This window comes from Caulobacter sp. GW821-FHT09H08, from assembly GCF_059415885.1.
The window spans coordinates 715,124-733,950 of the sequence record NZ_JBWKOC010000003.1 but is presented as its reverse complement, the minus strand read 5'-3'; the positions used below and the strand labels follow the sequence as shown (position 1 = coordinate 733,950).

Genomic DNA, 18,827 nt, shown 5'->3' with positions numbered 1-18,827 from the left:
ATCGGACATCGTTACGCGATTTGGGTTTTGCCCGGCTCCGAGGGGCCGAATCCGACGCCGAAGCGTCGGATTGTAGACGCTAGGCAGCCGTGTCCCGCGCTCGCGCCGCCGAATCGTAGTTGAGGATCGGCGACAGCCAGCGCTCGGCCGTGGCCATGTCCCAGCCCTTGCGGGCCGCGTAGTCCTCGACCTGGTCGGCGTCGATCTTGCCCACGCCGAAATAGTGCGCGCGCGGATGGCTGAAATAGAGGCCCGAGACGGCCGCGCCGGGGGTCATGGCGTAGCTCTCGGTCAGCTTCATGCCGGTGGCAGCTTCCACGTCCAAGAGCTTGAACAGCGTACCCTTTTCGGTGTGGTCGGGCTGGGCCGGATAGCCGGGCGCGGGGCGGATGCCCTGGTACTTCTCGGCGATCATCACCTCGGTGTCGGCCGCCTCGTCGGGGGCGTAGCCCCACAGCTCGACACGGGCCTTGTAGTGCAGCCACTCGGCGAAGGCTTCGGCCAGGCGGTCGGCCAGGGCCGAGGCCATGATAGCGCTGTAGTCGTCGCCGGCGTCCTTGAACGCCTTGACGATCTCGTCCTCGCCATGGCCGGCCGTGACCGCGAAGCCGCCGACATAGTCCGCCCCCTCCCCGATCGGCGCGACGAAGTCCGACAGCGCCACGTTGGTCTTGCCCTCCCCCTTGTCCATCTGCTGACGCAGGGTGTGGAAGCGCGACAGCTGCGTCGTGCGCGTCTCGTCGGTGTAGAGCACCACGTCGTCGCCCTGGGCCTGGGCCGGCCAGAAGCCGATCACGCCCTTGGCCCCGAACCACTTCTCGGCGATCACCTTGTCCAGCATGGCGCGGGCGTCGCGGTAGAGATCCGTCGCCGCCTTGCCGACCACGTCGTCCTCGAGGATCTGCGGATAGCGGCCGATCAGCTCCCAGCTGGCGAAGAACGGCGACCAGTCGATGAACGGCTCCAGCTCGGCCAGCGACGGCTCGAAGCTGCGCGTACCGATGAAAGCGGGCTTGGGCGGGACATAGCCGCTCCAGTCGATGTCGAAGGCGCGCTGGCGGGCCTGGCCGATCGAGGCGCGGGCCTTCACCGTCTGGCCACGCGCATATTGCTCGCGGACCTTCACATATTCGGCGCGGGTCTCACCGATGATCCGGTCGCGCTCGCTCTCGGACAGCAGGCCCGAGACCACGCCGACGGCGCGGCTGGCGTCGACGACATAGGTGGTCGGTCCCCGGCGATAGGCCGGCTCGATCTTCACCGCCGTGTGGGTGCGGCTGGTGGTGGCGCCGCCGATCAGCAGCGGAATGTCGAAGCCCTGCCGCTCCATCTCGGCGGCCACGAACACCATCTCGTCCAGCGACGGCGTGATCAGGCCCGACAGGCCGATCATGTCGACCTGGTGTTTCTTGGCCTCTTCCAAGATGCGGTCGGCCGGAACCATGACGCCCAGGTCGATGACCTCGTAGTTGTTACACTGCAGCACGACGCCGACGATGTTCTTGCCGATGTCGTGGACGTCGCCCTTGACGGTGGCCATCAGGACCTTGCCGGCGGCCTTGCGGACCTGGCCTTCCTTCTCGGCCTCCATGAACGGCATCAGCCAGGCCACGGCCTGTTTCATGACGCGGGCCGACTTCACGACCTGGGGCAGGAACATCTTGCCCGCGCCGAACAGGTCGCCGACGACGTTCATGCCGTCCATCAGCGGGCCTTCGATCACGTGCAGCGGACGCTCGGCGGCCAGGCGCGCCTCTTCGGTGTCGGCTTCGATGAACTCGGTGACGCCATTGACCAGGGCGTGGGTGATGCGCTCGCCGACCGTGCCCTCGCGCCAGGCCAGATTGACCTGCTGGGCCTGGCCCTTCTCGCCCTTGTAGCGCGGGGCCATGTCGACCAGGCGCTCGGTGTTGGTCTGGACCGGATCGCGCTGCGGACGGTTGAGGATCACGTCCTCGACGGCCTCGCGCAGGGCGGCGTCGATGTCGTCATAGACCGGCAGGTCGCCAGCGTTGACGATGCCCATGTCCATGCCGGCGTTGATCGCGTGGTACAGGAACACCGAGTGGATCGCCCGGCGCACGGGCTCGTTGCCGCGGAAGCTGAACGAGACGTTCGACACCCCGCCCGACACGCGGGCGTAGGGCAGCATCTGCTTGATGCGCCGCGTGGCCTCGATGAAATCGACAGCGTAGTTGTCGTGCTCCTCGATCCCCGTCGCCACGGCGAAGATGTTGGGGTCGAAGATGATGTCTTCCGGTGCGAAGCCGACCTTGTCGACCAGCGTGTTGTAGGCCCGCTCGCAGATCTCGACCTTGCGCGCCTCGGTATCGGCCTGGCCGACCTCGTCGAAGGCCATGACCACCACCGCCGCGCCATAGCGCTGGCACAGGCGCGCCTGTTCGAGGAACTTCTCCTCGCCTTCCTTCATCGAGATGGAATTGACGATCGCCTTGCCCTGGACGCACTTCAGCCCGGCCTCGATCACCTCCCACTTGGAGCTGTCGATCATCACCGGCACGCGGGCGATGTCCGGCTCGGCGGCCATCAGGTTCAGGAAGGTGACCATGGCCTGCTGGCTGTCCAGCAGACCCTCGTCCATGTTGACGTCGATGACCTGGGCCCCGGCCTCGACCTGCTGGCGCGCGACCGACAGCGCGGCCGGATAGTCGCCCTCGACGATCAGCTTCTTGAACTTGGCCGAGCCGGTGACGTTGGTGCGCTCACCGATATTGACGAAGACGGGTCTCATGGTCGGTCGATCCAAATAAACCCGCCTTCCTCGCCCTTGTGGCGAGGACCCATCGCGCCGCTAGCACAGCGCCTGGAAAGTCGGGCTCCGCAGCAGCGGAAAACTGGGTCCTGGGCACAAGGCCCAGGAAGGCAGGAAAAAGAAAGCTTTTACGCCAACTCGAACGGCTCGAGCCCCGCCAGGCGCATGGCCTTGGGACGCTCGGGAATGGCGCGCGGGGTCACGCCACGAACCTCGTCCGCCACGTGGCGGATGTGGTCCGGCGTGGTGCCGCAGCAGCCGCCCAGGATGTTGACGAGGCCGTCCTTGGCCCATTCGTGCAGGGCGTGGCCGGTCTCGTGCGGCTGCTCGTCGTACTGGCCCATGGCGTTGGGCAGGCCGGCGTTGGGATAGGCCGCGACCAGGGTGTCGGCGATGCGGGCCATCTCGGCGATGTGCGGACGCATCAGGTCAGCGCCCAGGGCGCAGTTGAAGCCCACCGCGAACGGCTTGGCGTGCTTGACGCTGTTCCAGAACGCCTCGGCCGTCTGGCCCGACAGGGTGCGACCCGAGCGGTCGGTGATGGTGCCGCTGATCCAGATCGGCAGCTCCTCGTGGCCCTCGTCGCGCAGGTCGAGGATCGCCTTGATGGCGGCCTTGCAGTTCAGGGTGTCGGTGATCGTCTCGATCAGGAAGAGATCGACGCCGCCCTTGTAGAGCGCATCCACCTGCTGACGGTAGGCCTCGTAGACCTGGTCGAAGGTCACCTTGCGCGCGCCTGGATCGTTCACGTCCGACGACATCGACAGCATGACGTTCAGCGGCCCGATCGAGCCGGCGATGAACTTCGGACGCTCGGGGTTTTCGGCGTTCCAGCGGTCGGCGACCGAGCGGCCGATCTTCGCGCCTTCGAGATTGATGTCCCAGACGTCCTGCTCGCCCAGGTGATAGTCGGCCTGGGCGATGGTGGTGCCCGAAAAGGTGTTGGTCTCGGAGATGTCGGCGCCGGCGCTGAAATAGGCGTCGTGCAGCTCGGCCACGAGATCCGGCCGGGTCAGGCACAGGATGTCGTTATTGCCCTTCATCTGGCCGTTGTAGTCGGCGAAGCGATCGGCCCGGTAGTCGGCCTCGGTCAGGCCCTTCTTCTGGAACATCACGCCCCAGGAGCCGTCGAGGATCAGGATGCGTTCCTTGGCGGCGGCCTTCAGGGCGGCGACGCGATTGGCGCGAATGGAGAGGTCAGTCATCGTGCAGCCTCCTGCTGCTTGGCCAGCGCGGCGCGGAAGTCGGCTTCCGACCTGGCGACGCGGACCTGGAGTTCGTTCGGATCGACGAACGGATTGGCGCCCTGCCCCAGCTTGGCGCGCTTGTCGGCCATGCCGAACTGCTCGTTGTGCGGGGCCAGGAAAATGTCGGCCTTGAAGCCCTTCAGCCGGGCGAAGGTCTGTTCGTAGTCGGCGACGATGCCGGGGTACTGTGGGCCCTTGGTCTTGGAGACCAGGCGGTTGACGCCCACCGAGGTGCTGCAGCTGACGAAGACCTGCTTGGTCACGCCGTCGACCTTCGTCGGGAAGGTCCAGCTGGTGCAGCCCGCCGTATGGCCCGGCGTGACGTGAGCCGTCAGCGAGACGCCGCCCAGGCTGACGACGTCGCCGTCGGCCAGCACGCGGTCGACCTTCACCGGCGGAAACTTCGAAACGCCCGAGTCCTCCGAGCCGATATAGGTCCCCGTCTCCAGCGCCTTCTGGTCGCCGGCGCTGACGGCGATGGTCGCGCCGGTGGCCTGCTTCAGCGCCGCGAAGTCGCCGGCATGGTCGAAGTGGGCGTGGGTGTTCAGCAGGACCTTCACGTCGGTCGGCTTGAAGCCCAGGGGCGCCAGGCTCTTCTCGATCCGCTTCTCGCCGCCGGGCATGCCGCCGTCGATCAGGATCGCGCCGTCGGACGTCTTGATCAGGAAGACCGAAACGCCCTTGGAGCCGACATAGTAGAGGTCGTCGGCGATCTGGAACGGGGCGGTCGGAACCACCCAGCTGATCATCTTGCGCGCGGCGAAGGCGGTCACGGCCGCCAGCCCCGCCAGCGCCACCACGCCGCCCGCGATGAAGACGCGGGCGCGGCTCATCGCTTGCCGCTCATAGCCTGCTGGCGCGCCAGTTCCTGGTTGAAACGGGTCTCGTAGCCGTCGACGAACTTGGAGAGTTCGGTCGGATCGACAAAGGCGTTGGCGTCGCCGCGCAGCTGCTTCTGGCGCTTGGCCAGCAGGTCGCCCTGCTCCTCGTGGCTGGGCAGCATCACGTCGGTCGGCAGGGTCCGCATCTTGGCGAAGGCGGCGCGATAGTCGGCCACGATCGCGCGATGCGCCTTGTTACCGACCAGATGGTTGCCGGCCACTGACAGCGAGCACGGGAAAGTCACGTTCAGTGGGCGGCCCTTCTCGGTCACCGCCATGGTCCAGGTGGTGCAGCCCGGGGTGTGACCCGGCGTCAGGTGGGCGACCAGGGTGGTCTCGCCCAACTTCAGCTTGGTCTCGTCACCGAAACTCCTGTCGACCTTCACGGCCGGAAACAGTGTCGCGCCATTGTCGTTGTCGCCGACGTGTTGACCGATCTTCAGCGCCGGCTCGTCGGCGCGTGAGGCCCAGACCTTGGCGGTCGGGATGTCTGCCTTCAGTTGGGCCATGCCGCCGGCATGATCGTAATGGGCATGGGTGTTGATCAGGAACTTCACGTCCGCCAGCTGGAAGCCGAGCTGCTGGATGTTGCGCTCGATCAGCTTGCCGCCCTGCGGCGACGGGCCGCTGTCCAGCAGGATGTGGCCTTCGGACGAGGTGATCAGCCAGGCCGACAGGCCTTCCGAGCCGACATAGTAGATGTTGCCGACCACCCGGTACGGCTTGATCGGCCGCGTCCAGTTGGCGTTGTCGTCAGCGTGCGCGACCGGCGCAGCGACGGCCGCCAGGGCGAAGGCCAGCGAGATCAGGGCGCGCTTCATGCGGCTGCCTCCGCCGGGGCCGGCGATGTCTCGCGCAGGCCGAGCACCCGGCAGATCGCATAGACCAGATCGGCCCGGTTCAGGGTGTAGAAGTGGAAGTCCTCGAAGCCCTGCTCCTGCAGCTTGGCGCACATCTCGGCGGCGACCGAGCAGGCGATCAGGCGGCGGGTCTCGGCGTCATGTTCCAGGCCGTCGAACAGGTTGCCCAGCCATGACGGGATCGCCGTCTGGCAAGCGGCGGCCATCTTCTTCAGGCCGGCGAAGTTGGTCACCGGCATGATCCCCGGCACGATCGGAATGGTGATCCCGGCCGCGCGGACCTTGTCGACGTAACGCAGGAAGGCGTCCAGATCGAAGAAGAACTGGCTGATCCCCAGCGTCGCGCCGGCGTCGACCTTCTGCTTCAGGACGTCGATGTCGTGTTCCAGCGACGGGCTTTCCGGATGCTTCTCGGGATAGACCCCGACCAGCACCTCGAACGGCGCGATGCCGCGCAGGGCCTTGGTCAGCTCGGTGGCGTTGGCGTAACCGTCGGCGCGCGGGACATAGACCCCGCCGATACCGCCTTCGCCCGGAGGCGGGTCGCCGCGCAGCGAGACGATGTGGCGGACGCCCGTCTCCCAATATTCTCGGATCACGTCGTCCACTTCCTCACGGCTGGCGCCGACGCAGGTCAGGTGGGCGGCGGGCTTGAGGCTGGTCTCGTCCAGGATGCGCTTGACCGTGCGGTGGGTGCGTTCGCGGGTGGAGCCGCCGGCGCCATAGGTCACCGAGACGAAGGCCGGATCCAGCGGCGCCAGGCGGGTGATGGCCTGCCAGAGGTTCTCTTCCATCTGCGGCGTCTTGGGCGGGAAGAACTCGAACGACACGCGCGGACGACCGGTACGCTCGCCGGCGCGGGCGACGGGACCGATCACGCGGCGGGTGGGCGGAAGGGTCATGCGGCGTTCCTCTCGGCGATCGTCCGGGCCGGACGGCGGGCCGTCCAGATCTTGACGGTCAGCCCCTCGCCGGTGGCCGGCGGCAGGGCGATGTTGCTTTCCAGCTGAAGGCCCGAGGCCTGCAGCCAGGTGACGATCTCGATGTCGTCGAAGCCCAGGCGGCGGTGCTGGTGCACCTCGCGCAGGAACTCATGATCGTGTGGCGCGAAGTCGGCGATCAACAGCAGGCCGCCGGGCGTCACCAGCCGCGCGGCCTCGGCCACGGCGTTGGCGGGATCCGACAGGTAGTGCAGCACCTGGTGCACGGTCACCAGGTCGGCGCAGCCGCCCGGCAGGCCGGTGCGGAAGATGTCGCCATGGCGCAGCTCGCAACGGATCAGGCCAGCCTTGGTCACCTCGTCGCGAGCGATGTTCAGCATCTGCTGCGACAGATCCAGGCCCAGGGCGTTGCTGGCGCGCTTGCCCAGCAGGGTCAGCATGCGGCCCGCGCCGGCGCCCAGGTCGACTAGTTCCTCGAACGGCCCTTCGCCGGTCGCCCGCAGGATCGCGGCCTCGACCTCGGCTTCATCGACATACAGCGACCGGATTTCGTTCCAGCGCGCGGCGTTGCGGGCGAAATAGGCCTGGGCGTCGCTGGAGCGCTCAGCGCGCACGGCGGCCAGCTTGTCGGCGTCCAGCTGCACGTTCTCGTCGGTGTCGTCGATCAGGTCCAGGGCCTGCTCGACCAGGAACCGGCCCGGCGACTTGGCGGCCAGGCGGTAGAACACCCAGGCCCCGTCCGGGAAACGCTCGACCAGGCCCGCCTCGGCCAGCAGCTTCAGGTGGCGCGACACGCGCGGCTGGCTCTGGTCGAGGATGCGGCACAGCTCCAGCACCGACAGCTCCTCGGCGGCCAGCAGGGCCAGGAGCCGCAGACGCGTGGACTCGCCGGCGGCGCGCAGCACCTCGACGACCTGTTCGGCGGTAAGCTTCATGAGGACATAAAGATATCTTTATGTCCGATTTGGCAAGGGGAAATTATGCCTCAGCTTCGCCCTTGGCAGGCTCCCAAAGCTCAATCTTGACCCCCGCGGGATCGAGAAGCCAGGCGAACCGGCCCATGCCGTCTTCGTCCTGGCGGCCCAGCGGCTCGACGCCCTCGGCGGCGGCCTTGGCCAGCAGGCCGTCGATATCATCGACAACGAAATTGATCATGAACGGCGCGGTCGACGGCGCGAAATATTGGGTGTCGGCCCCGAAGGCGCACCAGTTGGTCGAATGACCCTTCGCCGGCTTGAAGACCGCCCCGCCCCAGTCGTGGATCTCGAAGCCCAGCACGCGGGCGTACCACTCGCGCACCGCCGTCGTGTCTTCGGCCTTGAAGAACACCCCGCCCAGACCCAGCACCTTGGCCATCGATCAACTCCCCAGGGCGCTCGCCCAATCTTCGGACCACCTTAGCAGAGGCCATAGCGCGATGATCAAGTCCGCGCCGCGCGGGCTGAGCCGATAGCGCCCCTCGGCCGCCACGATGTCAGCGGTCCGCAGCTCGGACAGGCGCGTGTTCAGTGTGCCGGGCGGCAACTCGGCCGCCGCCTGCAGGGCGCGGAAGGTCAGGACCCTGCCCTCGCGCAGCTCCCAAACGATCCGCAAGGCGCCCCGACGCCCCAACAGGTCCAGCGCCGCCATGATCGGCTTGCCGGTGTCAGAGCCCCGGACGGCCTGCCCAGGAACTATCGCTTCAATTTTTGCAGCATCATCGCGATCTTGCATGATACAAAATTTGTAGCATGGAGGATTTCGGATGTCGCCAAGGATCGCCCCCGCCGTCGCGCCCTACCCGCCGGCCGTCGCCAAGACCCTCGAACGCCTGAAGACGCCCGGCGACCAGCCGCTGTCGCTGTTTCGCACCCTGGCGCGGGACGAGCGCCTGTTCGCCCGCTTCACCGGCGCGGGCCTGCTCGATCCCGGCCACCTGTCCCTGCGCGAGCGCGAGATCGTCATCCACCGCGTCTGCGCCCTGAACGGCGCGGCCTATGAGTGGGGCGTGCACGCGGCGATCTTCGCCAGTCCGGCGGGCCTCGACGCGGAGCAGCTGGCGGCTACCGTCACGCCAGGGATCGCCGCCTGCTGGGGCCCGCGCGAGGCGCTGCTGATCGGCTTCTGCGACGCGGTCAACGCCTGCGCCGACATCGACGAGCCCCTCTGGACGCGCCTCTCCGAGGCCTTCGGCGAAGAAGCCCGGATCGAGCTGATGATGCTGGCCGGCTTCTACCGGACGGTCAGCCTGCTGGTGAACGGCTTGCGGCTGGAGCCGGAAGGCTTCGCCGCGCCGTTCCCAGCCTAGGCGGCAACTGGCGAGGCCAGGGGTTCGCCATGGAAGTAGCGGCGCAGGTTCTCCAGGGTCAGGTTGACCATGGCCGGGATGCTGTCCAGCGTCGCGCCCGCGGTGTGCGGGGTCAGAACGGTGTGCGGCACGCCCACCCAGCGCGCGGCCGGGGTCGGCTCGTGCTCGTAGACGTCGAGACCGGCCATGCCCAGGGTTCCGGCCTTCAGCGCCTCGATCAGCGCGTCCTCGTCGATCAGCGAGCCGCGCGCGACATTGACGATCAGGCCCTGCGGTCCGAGCGCCTCGATGACCGGCTTGTTGATCAGGTGGCGGTTGCTAGGCTCGGCGCGCGCGCAGACGACCAGCACGTCGCTGTCGCGGGCCAGGGCCATCAGGCTGTCGGCGCGCGGATAGTCGGTGTCCTTCGGATGCGGTCCCCACCACGCGACCTTCATCTCGAAGGCCCGCAGACGGGTGGCCACCGCCTCGCCGATATAGCCCAGGCCGACGATGCCCGCCTTGCGGCCGCGCAGGCCGTGGCGCGGGGCCATGCGCTCGGCGTGGGTCCAGTGACCGGAGCGCAGGCGATGATCGCCCTCGACGATGCCGCGCCAGGCCGCCAGGACCAAGCCCACGGCGTGGTCGGCGACGTCCGCCGCGTTGAGGCCGGTGGAATGGGTCACCGCGATGCCGTGCGCCTTGCACCACGGCACGTCGACGCCATCATAGCCGACGCTGACGCACGCGATCAGGCCCAGTTGCGGCATCTCCGACAGCATGCCCCGACTGAGCTGCATCTCCCCGGCATGGACGATGGCCCGCACGCGCTTTCCGGGGCCTTCGAGGAACGCCATCCTGTCGGGAAAGTCCCACAACCGATGCACCTGATAGGCGCCCTCCAGCAATGGCTGAAGCGGCAGCAGCATTTCATGCGACAGCAGGATGTGCGGCTTGTCGGCTGCGGTTTGCGGCATGCGTGTCTCCATTCGGGCGGCCCAAAGGCCAGCGGGACAATCGTCTTGCGAGACCAAGCTACTCCTCTTGGAGCGCTTATCCAGAGCTAAGCAGCGGAAAGGCGCGCCGCTACCGCACACCTCATCACGCTCTGGTGACGCCCGCCCGCCATCAACCCGACGGGCGCGCGAGGGTTCCCGTCAAAAGGCCAAGCTGTGAACAACTCCCGCCACCAGGGGTTTTGTTAAACGGCGCCGCAACGGCGCTTCCAGGCCCGGAGAAATCTCCATGTTGACCAAGACGCTCGCCGCGATCGCGGCGATCTCGATGCTGGCCGCCGGCGGCTCGGCGCTCGCCGCACAGCAGAAGTCGGCAACCACGATCGGTCCCAAGCAGCCGATCCCCTATGCGCAGCTCAACAGCTACCTGAAGGCCTCGCCCAAGGCGCGGGCCAGCAAGGACTGGTGGGCCGGCTCGGCCATGACCGGCACGCAGGCCGACACCTCGGCCACCGCACCCGCCCTGCCCTCCGCCGGCGCGGACACCGCGGTGAATCCCATGCCGTCCGCCGCGCCGCCCAGTCTGCCAGTGACACCGCCGATCGACGCCACCCCGCTGCCCAGCGATCCGACCAAAACGGCCGATCCCAACCCCGGCGCGCCGGCCGCGCCGCCTGTGACCCCGCCGAGCGAACCGAAGTAGCCGATCCGCTCCCGGGGCGGCGTCCGCCGCCCCGGGAGCGATCAGGTCACTGCCCCCCGAAGATGAAGTCGGCCTTATAGTAGCCCTTGGCGGGATCGAGGATGTCGATGGCGAACGGCGCCGAGCCATCTGCCAGATCCGTTAGCCAGGCGTCGTTTGACCGGACCATGACACCCAGATCGGCTTTTTGCGCCTCGGCGAGAAGCCAGCCGACCATGGCCGCCTTCGTCCCGACGCCACCGAGGCCATCGCCGCCATAGGCCGCGAAATAGGCGTCGCGACCGCCCGCCAGCAGCGCCGTAACCTTGGCGTCCGTCGGCGTCCCGCCGAAGATCGCCGCATAGGCCTTCTTGGTCGCGTCGAACAGCGACAGCGACCCGTACTCGGCCGCGAACTTGGCATTGCCCTCGCCAACCTTGCCGAGATTGACCGCAAAGTTGATGTAACGGTTTTCGAGATTGAAGCTCTGGTAGTAGGCGCTGTTCAGGTTGTTGGCGTTGGGGCCCGTCGGCGCGACCAGATAGTTAAAGCCGAACTGCGTGGGAATGGACCCGGTGAAGAACTGATACGCCAGCGAGGCTACCGAGGTCGACGCGCCGGCGATCCGGATGATCTCGTTCACCACGGCCGCCGTCGAGGCGTTGGTCTCCATGAAGTCGGCGACGGCGCTGTACGCGCCGGTGAAATAGCTGGGCGTGGCCTGCTGGCGGAGAATCGCGGCGAACGCCGTGGCGGCCTCCGGGGCAAGGGTCGGCATCAGCGAGATCGAACGGTCGGCGAACAGCAGGAAGTCGACATTCCTGAGCGTGTCGGTCCCGTCCGCGCCGGTGACGACCCACGAGCCGTCGGCCTGCTTGGTCCAGCTATAGTCCTTGGCGTAGCCGAGATAGGCGGCGCGATTCACCCCGGCGCCGCCGTCGATCACGTCGTCGCCGAGACCGCCCTGCAGGTAGTCATCGCCGGCATCGCCCCACAGCTGATCGGCGCCGTTGCCCGCGTAGATCTCATCGTTGCCCGCCCCGCCGTGCAGGAGATCGTCGCCGTTCACCGCGCGGTACACGTCGTCGCCAGCGGTCCCCGCGAAAATGTCCGAGCCCTCCGTACCTTCGACCTTGAAGACGAAGGTCGAGTCCACGAACGCGCTGACGTCCAGCGTGGCCAGCCCCGTGAACCTCATGACGATATCGGCGTCCGACAGCTTGCCCGACCCGTCCACGTCGTAGAGCAGGTAGGTGTCGCCGCCGTCGGCCCAGGTCCACACCTGCTGGAAGCCGGGCCCATAGTCCTTGCTCGAAAAGGCCTGTCCCGGCCTCAGGGAGAAGTTCGGATTCTCGATGGAGCCGCGGAAAATCTTCCGATCGTAGTCCGGATAGGTTTCGCCCAGGCTCAGGCGGTCGCCCTCGGACACCTTGAAATCGGTGACCGTCGTATAGCCCTTTCCCCAGACGCCGTAGACGTTCTCGATCAGGTCGCCGCCCGAGCCCCCGGTGACCCGGTAGTTGCCCTCGTGAATCGTGATCTTGTCCTTGCCGGCCCCGCCATCGATCACTCCCACGGCGTCGATGGCGGCGCCCATGAAGGTCGAGGTCAGGGTCAGCGTGTCGTCGCCGTCGCCGCCCAGCAGGGTGTCGCCGGTCCAGCCCTGCAGGACATCATTCCCGACGCCACCGTCCAGGATGTCGAAGCCCGCGCCACCGTAGAGATTGTCGTTGCCCGCCTCGCCATAGAGGTAGTTGGTCGTCCCGGCGTCGCCGGGCAGGTCGGGCGCCGTGACGCCGTCGGCGAACATCGAGTCATTGCCGGCGCCGCCGTACATCGTGTCGCCGCCGCTGGCGCCCCAGAACGAGTCGTGACCGTCGCCGCCATACATCAGGTCCGCGGCGCCATAGCCGTGGAGCTGGTCGTTGCCGGCTCCGCCGTCGATACGCCCTTCGCCGTCGACCGCGCCGTAACTGTTGAGTTGGATGTAGTCGTCGCCATCGCCGCCCAGCAGGAAATCGCCGTGCGCGCCGTAGAGCCAGTCGTTGCCGTCGCCGCCGTCCAAGGTGTCGCGGCCGGCAGATCCGGCCAGCATGTCGTCGCCGGCCTCGCCGTACAGGGCATTGGACGTGCCGACATCGATCTGCGCGCCATCGCCGCCCGCGGCGATTATCTGGTCACCGCCGGCCCCGCCCCGCAGCGTGTCGCTGCCGTCACCGCCTTGCATCGTGTCGAAGCCGTCGCCGCCGTCCAGGACGTCGTCGCCGGCGTCGCCGTACAGCTGGTCGTTGCCGCCAAAGCCGGAGATGGTGTCGTTTCCCGCCCCGCCACGGATTTCATCAGCTTCCGCCCCGCCGACGAGCGTATCGCTACCGGCGGTTCCTTGGACGATGGGCACGTCGATACTCCAGCACAGGGAATGAGGGCGAACGCCTACGCGCCGCCGAAGATAAAGTCGGTCTTGTAGTAGCCATTAGCGGGATCGAGGATGTCGACCGCGAACGGCGCCGAGCCGTCCGACAGGTCCAGCATCCAGGCGTCGTTCGACCGAACCATGACGCCCAGGTCGGCCTTTTGCGCCTCGGCCAGAAGCCAACCGACCATGGCCGCCTTGGTTCCGATGCCGTTCGCGCCATCGCCGCCGTAAGCAGCGAAGTAGGCGTCGCGTCCGCCCGCCAACAGCGCCGTCACCTTGGCGTCCGTCGGCGTCCCGCCGAAGATCGCCGCATAGGCCTTCTTCGTCGCGTCGAACAACGATAGCGACCCGTAGTCGGCCGTGAACTTGGCGTTCCCCTCGCCCACCTTGCCGAGGTTGACGGCGAAATTGATGTAGCGGTTCTCCAGATTGAAGCTCTGGTAGTAGGCGCTGTTGAGGTTGTTGGCGTTCGGCCCCGTCGGCGAGACCAGGTAGTCGATCCCCCCCGCGCCGGGGATTTTCCCGGTGAAGAACTCGTAGGCCAGGGTCGCCACCGACGTCGTGGCGCCGGCTGCGCGGATCACCGCTCCGATCGCCTTGGACTGGCTGGCGCCGGCCAGCAGCGAGTCCATGACGATTTTCAGGCCCGCTTCCTGCGAGGGCGCGGAAACGGAAGCGCGCAGTATGGCGGCGAACGCGGCTTCCACCGGCGCGCTCAGCGAGTTTCCGGTCAGCGCCACGCTCTTGTCCGAGAACTTCAGCGTCTCGATGTTCTTCAAGGTGTCGATGCCATCGGCGAAGCCTTGGCGCAGATCACTGAGCCACCACGAACCGTCCGCGTTACGCAGCCAGGCGTAGTCGTTCGAGGTCCCAGCGTACTCCGCCGTATCCGAGCCGGCGCCGCCGTCCAGGATGTCGTCGCCGCCCGCGCCGCGCAGCACGTCCTCGCCGGCGCCCCCCGTCAGGACATTGACGCCTTTGTCGCCGGTCAGCTGGCTGCCGAAGGCGCCGGCGGTCACGTTCTCGATGGACGAGATCGTGAACCGGCCCATGCCGGTCTCCTGAGCGTCTGTCAGGCCCAGGTTGACCGTCACCTTCCGCGTGGCCGCGCTAAGGTCCAGAGTGTCGATCTGGTCCTCGCCGTAGAGTTTGACCGACACGGCGTTGGCGAGGTCCTCAGTCGGCACGATGCGATCGGCGCCTTGCCCCGCGACGACGACGAGATCGCCCACGGCCTCTCCGGCCTTGGCCTGGGCGATATAGATGATGTCGTCGTTGAAGCCGGTCTGGACGGAGGTGTCGGCCAGGTCGGCATAGACCAGGTCCTTGCCGCTGGAACCGACGAAACTGTCCCGTCCCGCGCCGCCATACAGGGTGCTCGTGCTGTTGAGCGTTCCACCCGACGCCAGGCGATCGTCGCCGTCACCGCCATGCAGCGTGGCGTCGCCCCCGCCCTGCAAGGTGTCGTTTCCGGCGTCGCCATAGAGCAGGTTGCCGCCGTACAGCCAGTCGTTGCCGGCGCCGCCGTGCAGTTCGGCGCGGTTCGACTGGCCTTCGAGGATGTCGTCGCCGTTGTCACCGTAGAGGATGTCCGCGCCGCTGACGCCGCCGGATCCGCCGCCCGACCACAGGCCATACAGGCGGTCGTTGCCGTCTCCGCCGTGGAGCACATCGTCGCCCAGGCCGCCCGACAGGACATCGGCGTCCCCCTCGCCCCAGATCTGATCGGCGCCGTTGTCGCCGAACAGCTGGTCGAAGCCGTCGCCGCCGCGGATCACGTCGTCGCCGTTCACGCCGTAATAGACGTCCTGGCCGCTCGTGCCGGCATAGGTGTCCGCGCCCTTGGTCCCGAACGTCGCGACAGTGAAGCCGCCGTCGGTGAACGCCCCCTTGTCCAGCGCGACCGCGCCCGAGAAACGGATGACGCTGTCATAGGTCGTCAGCGTGCCGGACTGGTCGCTGTCGACGAAAAGGTAGGTGTAGCCCCCATTGGACCAGGTCCAGAACTGGCTGAACTCGTACCCGTAGTCGTCCGTCGAGAAGACCTGGCCGACCTTCAGCTCGAACGTCGGATTGTCCACCTGCCCACGCCATACGGACACGCCGAAACGGCTCATCGACAGACGGTCGCCCTCGGCGGCGCTGAAGTCGGTGATCGTGCTGACGCCGAGCGTGTCCCAATCGCGCAGGAAGGAATCCTCGAAGGCGTCGGCGCCGGCGCCGCCGGTGTAGGTGTGGCCGCCGCTGGCCAGCACGAAGCGGTCATTGCCCACTCCGCCGTCCGCGACGCCGTTCCGATCGCCGGAACCGAAGCGCAGCCAGTCCGCCCCCTGTCCGCCGCGCAGGACATCGTCACTCGTGCCGTTGAGCGTGTCGTCGCCGTCCCCGCCGTCGAGCAGGTCCTTGCCCGGCCCGCCCGTAAGGGTGTCGTTGCCCGCTTCGCCATACAGCTGGTTCACGGCGCCGGCGTCATCCATCGGCTCGCTCGAGCCGATGTAGTTCGAGGCGGTCAAGGTGTCGTTGCCGTTCCCGCCCCGCAGGATGTCGCTGCCGGCCTCGCCGTTCAGGATGTCGCTGTCGTCGCCGCCGTCGATCGTGTCGTCGCCCGCGCCGCCGTTGAGCACGTCGTAGCCGCCGCCGCCGGAGATCTGATCGTTGCCACCCAGACCATAGTAGGTGTCTGGATCGGCCGTACCGGTCCAGACATCGCCCCCCGCGGTCCCGGTCGCCGCAACGCCGCTGTAGGCGCCAAACGAAGCCACGCCGAGCGCCGGAGCCCCGTTAAACCCGACCACCAGGTCGTTGGTGTCCAGCTTCAGGTTGGCGTTGGTGTCGATGATCAGATAGGTGACGTTGCTGTTGGCCCACGTCCAGATGCCCGAGACAAAGCCTCCAGCGGGCGAACTCAGCGCTTGCCCGTCGGTCAGGCTGAAGCCAGGTGTCGTGATCGCGCCGTACCAGACCAGGGTCCGCCCATCGCGGCCGGAGATGGTGAGACGATCACCCTGCGCCGCCGAGAAGTCAGCGATCATGTCGATACTGCCGAGATAGCTGCTCTTCTCGTAGCTGACGGCGCTTATGAGAAAGGCGTCGGCGCCCGCGTCCCCGAACAGCACATCGGCGCCGCCGCCGTCGGCGTCGATCGCCAGCCTGTCGTCGCCCTCGCCGCCAGAAACGAGATCCGCCCCGTAGCCTCCCACCAGATAGTCGTCGCCCGCGCCGCCATACAGACTGTCGTTCCCGAGGCCGCCAAACAGCTGATCGTCGCCTTCGTCGCCATCGAGCCGGTCGGCGCCTTCGTCTCCTTGGACCCAGTCATTGCCCTGACCGCCCCAAAGCGTATCGTTTCCAGCGTCGCCATAGAGCTGATCGTTGCCGCTTCCCCCTGAGAGCCGGTTGGCGGCGGCGTTCCCGACCAGCCAATCGTTGAACTCGGCGCCGTACAGGTTCTCGACGTTTCGCAGCGTGACCGACCCGCCGCCAATGGACTGCTTCTCGGTCATGTTCAGGGTGATCGTGACGCCCGTCGACAGGAACGCCACCTGCACGGTGTCGTTGCCGGCGCCGCCGTCGATGACGTCGTCGCCCGGCCGATAGCCGTTGTCGCCGGGCGTGATCCAGATCTGATCGTCGCCGCCCTCGCCATAGATGAAATCGTCGTCGCCCTGCCCCTGCAGGTTGTCGGCGCCGTCGCCTCCATAGAGGGTGTCATTGCCAAAGCCGCCCGCGAGCGCGTCATCTCCCTCGTCGCCGTACATCACGTCGGCGCCGCCATGGCCGTTCAGATTGTCGGCGCCCCCGAGGCCGTGGACCTCGTCGTTCTCGTCACCGCCGACGAAGGTGTCGTTCCCGCTGGAACCGCTCCAGTAAGCCATTTCAAGACCTCGACCGCACAAGGCCGCGACGCACTACCCGGAGAAGCACAACGCTACCTAAAATTGAGCCAAGCTGTGCCCCGAACCTCTGGGCTTCGTCAATCACATCGGTGATAAAACGCAAAAGGGGCGACGGTTGCCGTCGCCCCTTCGTCTTACGTTCGAGGAACCGCGGCCTTAGCGCGCGAACTTCTGGAACTTGATGCGCTTCGGAATGAGGCTGTCGGCGCCCAGGCGGCGCTTCTTGTCTTCCTCGTACATCTCGAAGTTACCCTCGAACCATTCGACGTGGCTGTCGCCTTCGAAGGCCAGGATGTGGGTCGCCAGACGGTCCAGGAACCAGCGATCGTGGCTGATGACCACGGCGCAGCCGGCGAACTCTTCGAGCGCCTCTTCCAGGGCCTGCAGGGTTTCGATGTCCAGGTCGTTGGTCGGTTCGTCGAGCAGCAGCAGGTTGCCGCCGGTGGCCAGGGTCTTGGCCAGGTGGACGCGGTTGCGCTCACCGCCCGAGAGGAGACCGACCTTCTTCTGCTGGTCGCCGCCCTTGAAGTTGAACGAGCCGACGTAAGCGCGGCTATTGATCTCGCGCTTGCCGACGATCATCACGTCGGTGCCGCCGCTGATCTCTTCCCAGATGGTCTTGTTCGGGTCGAGAGCGTCGCGCGACTGGTCGACGTACGAGAGCTTGACGGTCTCGCCGACCTTGACGCTGCCCTGGTCAGGCTGCTCGCGGCCGGTGATCAGCTTGAACAGGGTCGACTTGCCGGCGCCGTTCGGGCCGATGACGCCGACGATGCCGTTCGGCGGCAGGCGGAACGACAGGTCCTTGAACAGCACCTTGTCGCCGTATTCCTTTTCCAGGCCTTCGACTTCCAGCACCAGATTGCCCAGGCGCGGGCCGGGCGGGATCTGGATGTGGGCCTGGGTCTGGGCGGCGCGGGCGTTCTCCTGCGCGGCGACCATCTCGTCGTACGACGCCAGACGGGCCTTCGACTTGGACTGACGGGCCTTGGGCGAGCTGCGGACCCATTCCAGTTCGCGGGTGAGCGCGCGCTGGCGGGCTTCGGATTCCGACTGCTCCTGAACGACGCGCTTCTGCTTCTGCTCCAGCCAGCCGGAGTAGTTGCCCTCGTAGGGCACGCCCTTGCCGCGGTCGAGTTCCAGGGTCCACTTGGTGACCTGATCCAGGAAGTAACGATCGTGGGTCACCAGGATGACGCAGCCCGGGAAGTCTTCCAGGTGGTGCTGCAGCCAGGCCACCGACTCGGCGTCCAAGTGGTTGGTCGGTTCGTCGAGCAGCAGCATGTCCGGCTTGCTGAGCAGCAGGCGGGCCAGGGCGATGCGGCGCTTCTCACCGCCCGACAGGTCGGCGATGCTGGCGTCGTTGGGCGGGCAGCGCAGGGCGTTGATGGCCATCTCGACCTTGGAGTCGATGTCCCACAGGTCGCGGGCGTCGATGATCTCCTGGAGCTTGGTCATCTCCTCCATCAGCTCGTCGGTGTATTCCTCACCGAGCTGGGCCGCGAGGGCGTTGTACTTGTCGAAGATCTGCTTGTCTTCGCAGTCGGCGATGACGTTGCCCCAGACGTCCAGGGTCGGATCCAGCACCGGCTCCTGCGGGAGGTAGCCGCGCTTGATGCCGTCGGCGGCCTTGGCCTCGCCGGAGAATTCCTTGTCCAGGCCGGCCATCACCTTCAGCAGGGTCGACTTACCCGAGCCGTTGACGCCGACGACGCCGATCTTGGCGTCGGAATAGAACGACAGCCAGATGTTCTCGAAGACCTTCTTGCCGCCGGGATAGGCCTTGGTCAGGCCCTGCATCTGGAAAATATATTGCTGAGCCATAGGGCGCGCGTGCTCGCTGGAACGGAGTTTCGGGGGTTGGGCGCTGAAATAGCCGTCCAGACGGCTTCGCGCAATCGCGGCGGGA

14 protein-coding genes are annotated in these 18,827 nt (G+C 67.0%); 2 read left to right on the top strand and 12 right to left on the bottom strand.

All coding sequences use genetic code 11. The features are described from left to right. Window positions 1–79 precede the first annotated feature (79 nt). The 8 genes from metH to AC07NN_RS12955 form a co-directional block, all read right to left on the bottom strand. Window positions 80–2,752: a methionine synthase gene (gene metH / locus AC07NN_RS12990; protein WP_494641312.1), complete on the bottom strand. Its 2,673-nt coding sequence runs from the start codon at window positions 2,750–2,752 to the stop codon at window positions 80–82. A gap of 149 nt (window positions 2,753–2,901) precedes the next feature. After that, window positions 2,902–3,978: a homocysteine S-methyltransferase family protein gene (locus AC07NN_RS12985; RefSeq protein ID WP_494641309.1), complete on the bottom strand. Its 1,077-nt coding sequence runs from the start codon at window positions 3,976–3,978 to the stop codon at window positions 2,902–2,904. Continuing rightward, window positions 3,975–4,853 carry a subclass B3 metallo-beta-lactamase gene (bla, locus tag AC07NN_RS12980; RefSeq protein WP_494641307.1) on the bottom strand — a complete coding sequence of 293 codons (879 nt, stop codon included), beginning with the start codon at window positions 4,851–4,853 and terminating at the stop codon, window positions 3,975–3,977. Before bla ends, AC07NN_RS12985 begins: the two co-directional genes overlap by 4 nt. Then, entirely contained in the window at window positions 4,850–5,722 is an 873-nt protein-coding gene (gene blaCAU, locus AC07NN_RS12975) for a CAU/MBL1b family subclass B3 metallo-beta-lactamase (protein WP_494641305.1), read from the bottom strand. The genes bla and blaCAU overlap by 4 nt, the downstream gene beginning before the upstream one ends. Further along, on the bottom strand, window positions 5,719–6,663 hold the full coding sequence (metF, locus tag AC07NN_RS12970) for a methylenetetrahydrofolate reductase [NAD(P)H] (RefSeq protein WP_494641303.1): 945 nt from the start codon (window positions 6,661–6,663) through the stop codon (window positions 5,719–5,721). The genes blaCAU and metF overlap by 4 nt, the downstream gene beginning before the upstream one ends. Beyond that, window positions 6,660–7,637, bottom strand: a complete 978-nt coding sequence (locus AC07NN_RS12965) for an ArsR/SmtB family transcription factor (RefSeq protein WP_494641301.1) — start codon at window positions 7,635–7,637, stop codon at window positions 6,660–6,662. Before AC07NN_RS12965 ends, metF begins: the two co-directional genes overlap by 4 nt. Window positions 7,638–7,680: 43 nt before the next feature. Further along, the gene (locus AC07NN_RS12960) at window positions 7,681–8,058 is read right to left on the bottom strand and encodes a VOC family protein (protein WP_494641299.1); all 378 of its coding nucleotides are present in this window, start codon (window positions 8,056–8,058) and stop codon (window positions 7,681–7,683) included. Window positions 8,059–8,061: 3 nt separating this feature from the next. Beyond that, window positions 8,062–8,415 (bottom strand): winged helix-turn-helix transcriptional regulator, encoded by a 354-nt coding sequence (locus AC07NN_RS12955; protein ID WP_494641297.1) that lies wholly within the window; start codon window positions 8,413–8,415, stop codon window positions 8,062–8,064. Window positions 8,416–8,446: 31 nt separating this feature from the next. Here AC07NN_RS12955 and AC07NN_RS12950 point away from each other — a divergent pair, with 31 nt between their 5' ends. After that, complete coding sequence (locus AC07NN_RS12950; protein WP_494641295.1) at window positions 8,447–8,989, top strand: carboxymuconolactone decarboxylase family protein; 543 nt, start codon at window positions 8,447–8,449, stop codon at window positions 8,987–8,989. Here the strand turns inward: AC07NN_RS12950 and AC07NN_RS12945 are convergent. Next, on the bottom strand, window positions 8,986–9,945 hold the full coding sequence (locus tag AC07NN_RS12945; protein WP_494641293.1) for a 2-hydroxyacid dehydrogenase: 960 nt from the start codon (window positions 9,943–9,945) through the stop codon (window positions 8,986–8,988). The genes AC07NN_RS12950 and AC07NN_RS12945 overlap by 4 nt on opposite strands. Window positions 9,946–10,213: 268 nt before the next feature. Between AC07NN_RS12945 and AC07NN_RS12940 the strand changes: the two genes are divergently transcribed. Beyond that, window positions 10,214–10,627 (top strand): hypothetical protein, encoded by a 414-nt coding sequence (locus AC07NN_RS12940; RefSeq protein WP_494641291.1) that lies wholly within the window; start codon window positions 10,214–10,216, stop codon window positions 10,625–10,627. Between the two features lie 46 nt (window positions 10,628–10,673). Here AC07NN_RS12940 and AC07NN_RS12935 read toward each other — a convergent pair whose 3' ends face one another. From AC07NN_RS12935 to ettA, 3 genes are all read right to left on the bottom strand, one after another. Next, the gene (locus AC07NN_RS12935; RefSeq protein WP_494641289.1) at window positions 10,674–13,004 is read right to left on the bottom strand and encodes a hypothetical protein; all 2,331 of its coding nucleotides are present in this window, start codon (window positions 13,002–13,004) and stop codon (window positions 10,674–10,676) included. A gap of 35 nt (window positions 13,005–13,039) precedes the next feature. Continuing rightward, window positions 13,040–16,897, bottom strand: coding sequence for a hypothetical protein (locus tag AC07NN_RS12930; protein ID WP_494641287.1), 3,858 nt, complete (start codon window positions 16,895–16,897; stop codon window positions 13,040–13,042). A 177-nt stretch (window positions 16,898–17,074) separates the two neighbouring features. Beyond that, window positions 17,075–18,742 (bottom strand): energy-dependent translational throttle protein EttA, encoded by a 1,668-nt coding sequence (ettA, locus tag AC07NN_RS12925; RefSeq protein ID WP_494641285.1) that lies wholly within the window; start codon window positions 18,740–18,742, stop codon window positions 17,075–17,077. Window positions 18,743–18,827: the final 85 nt, after the last annotated feature.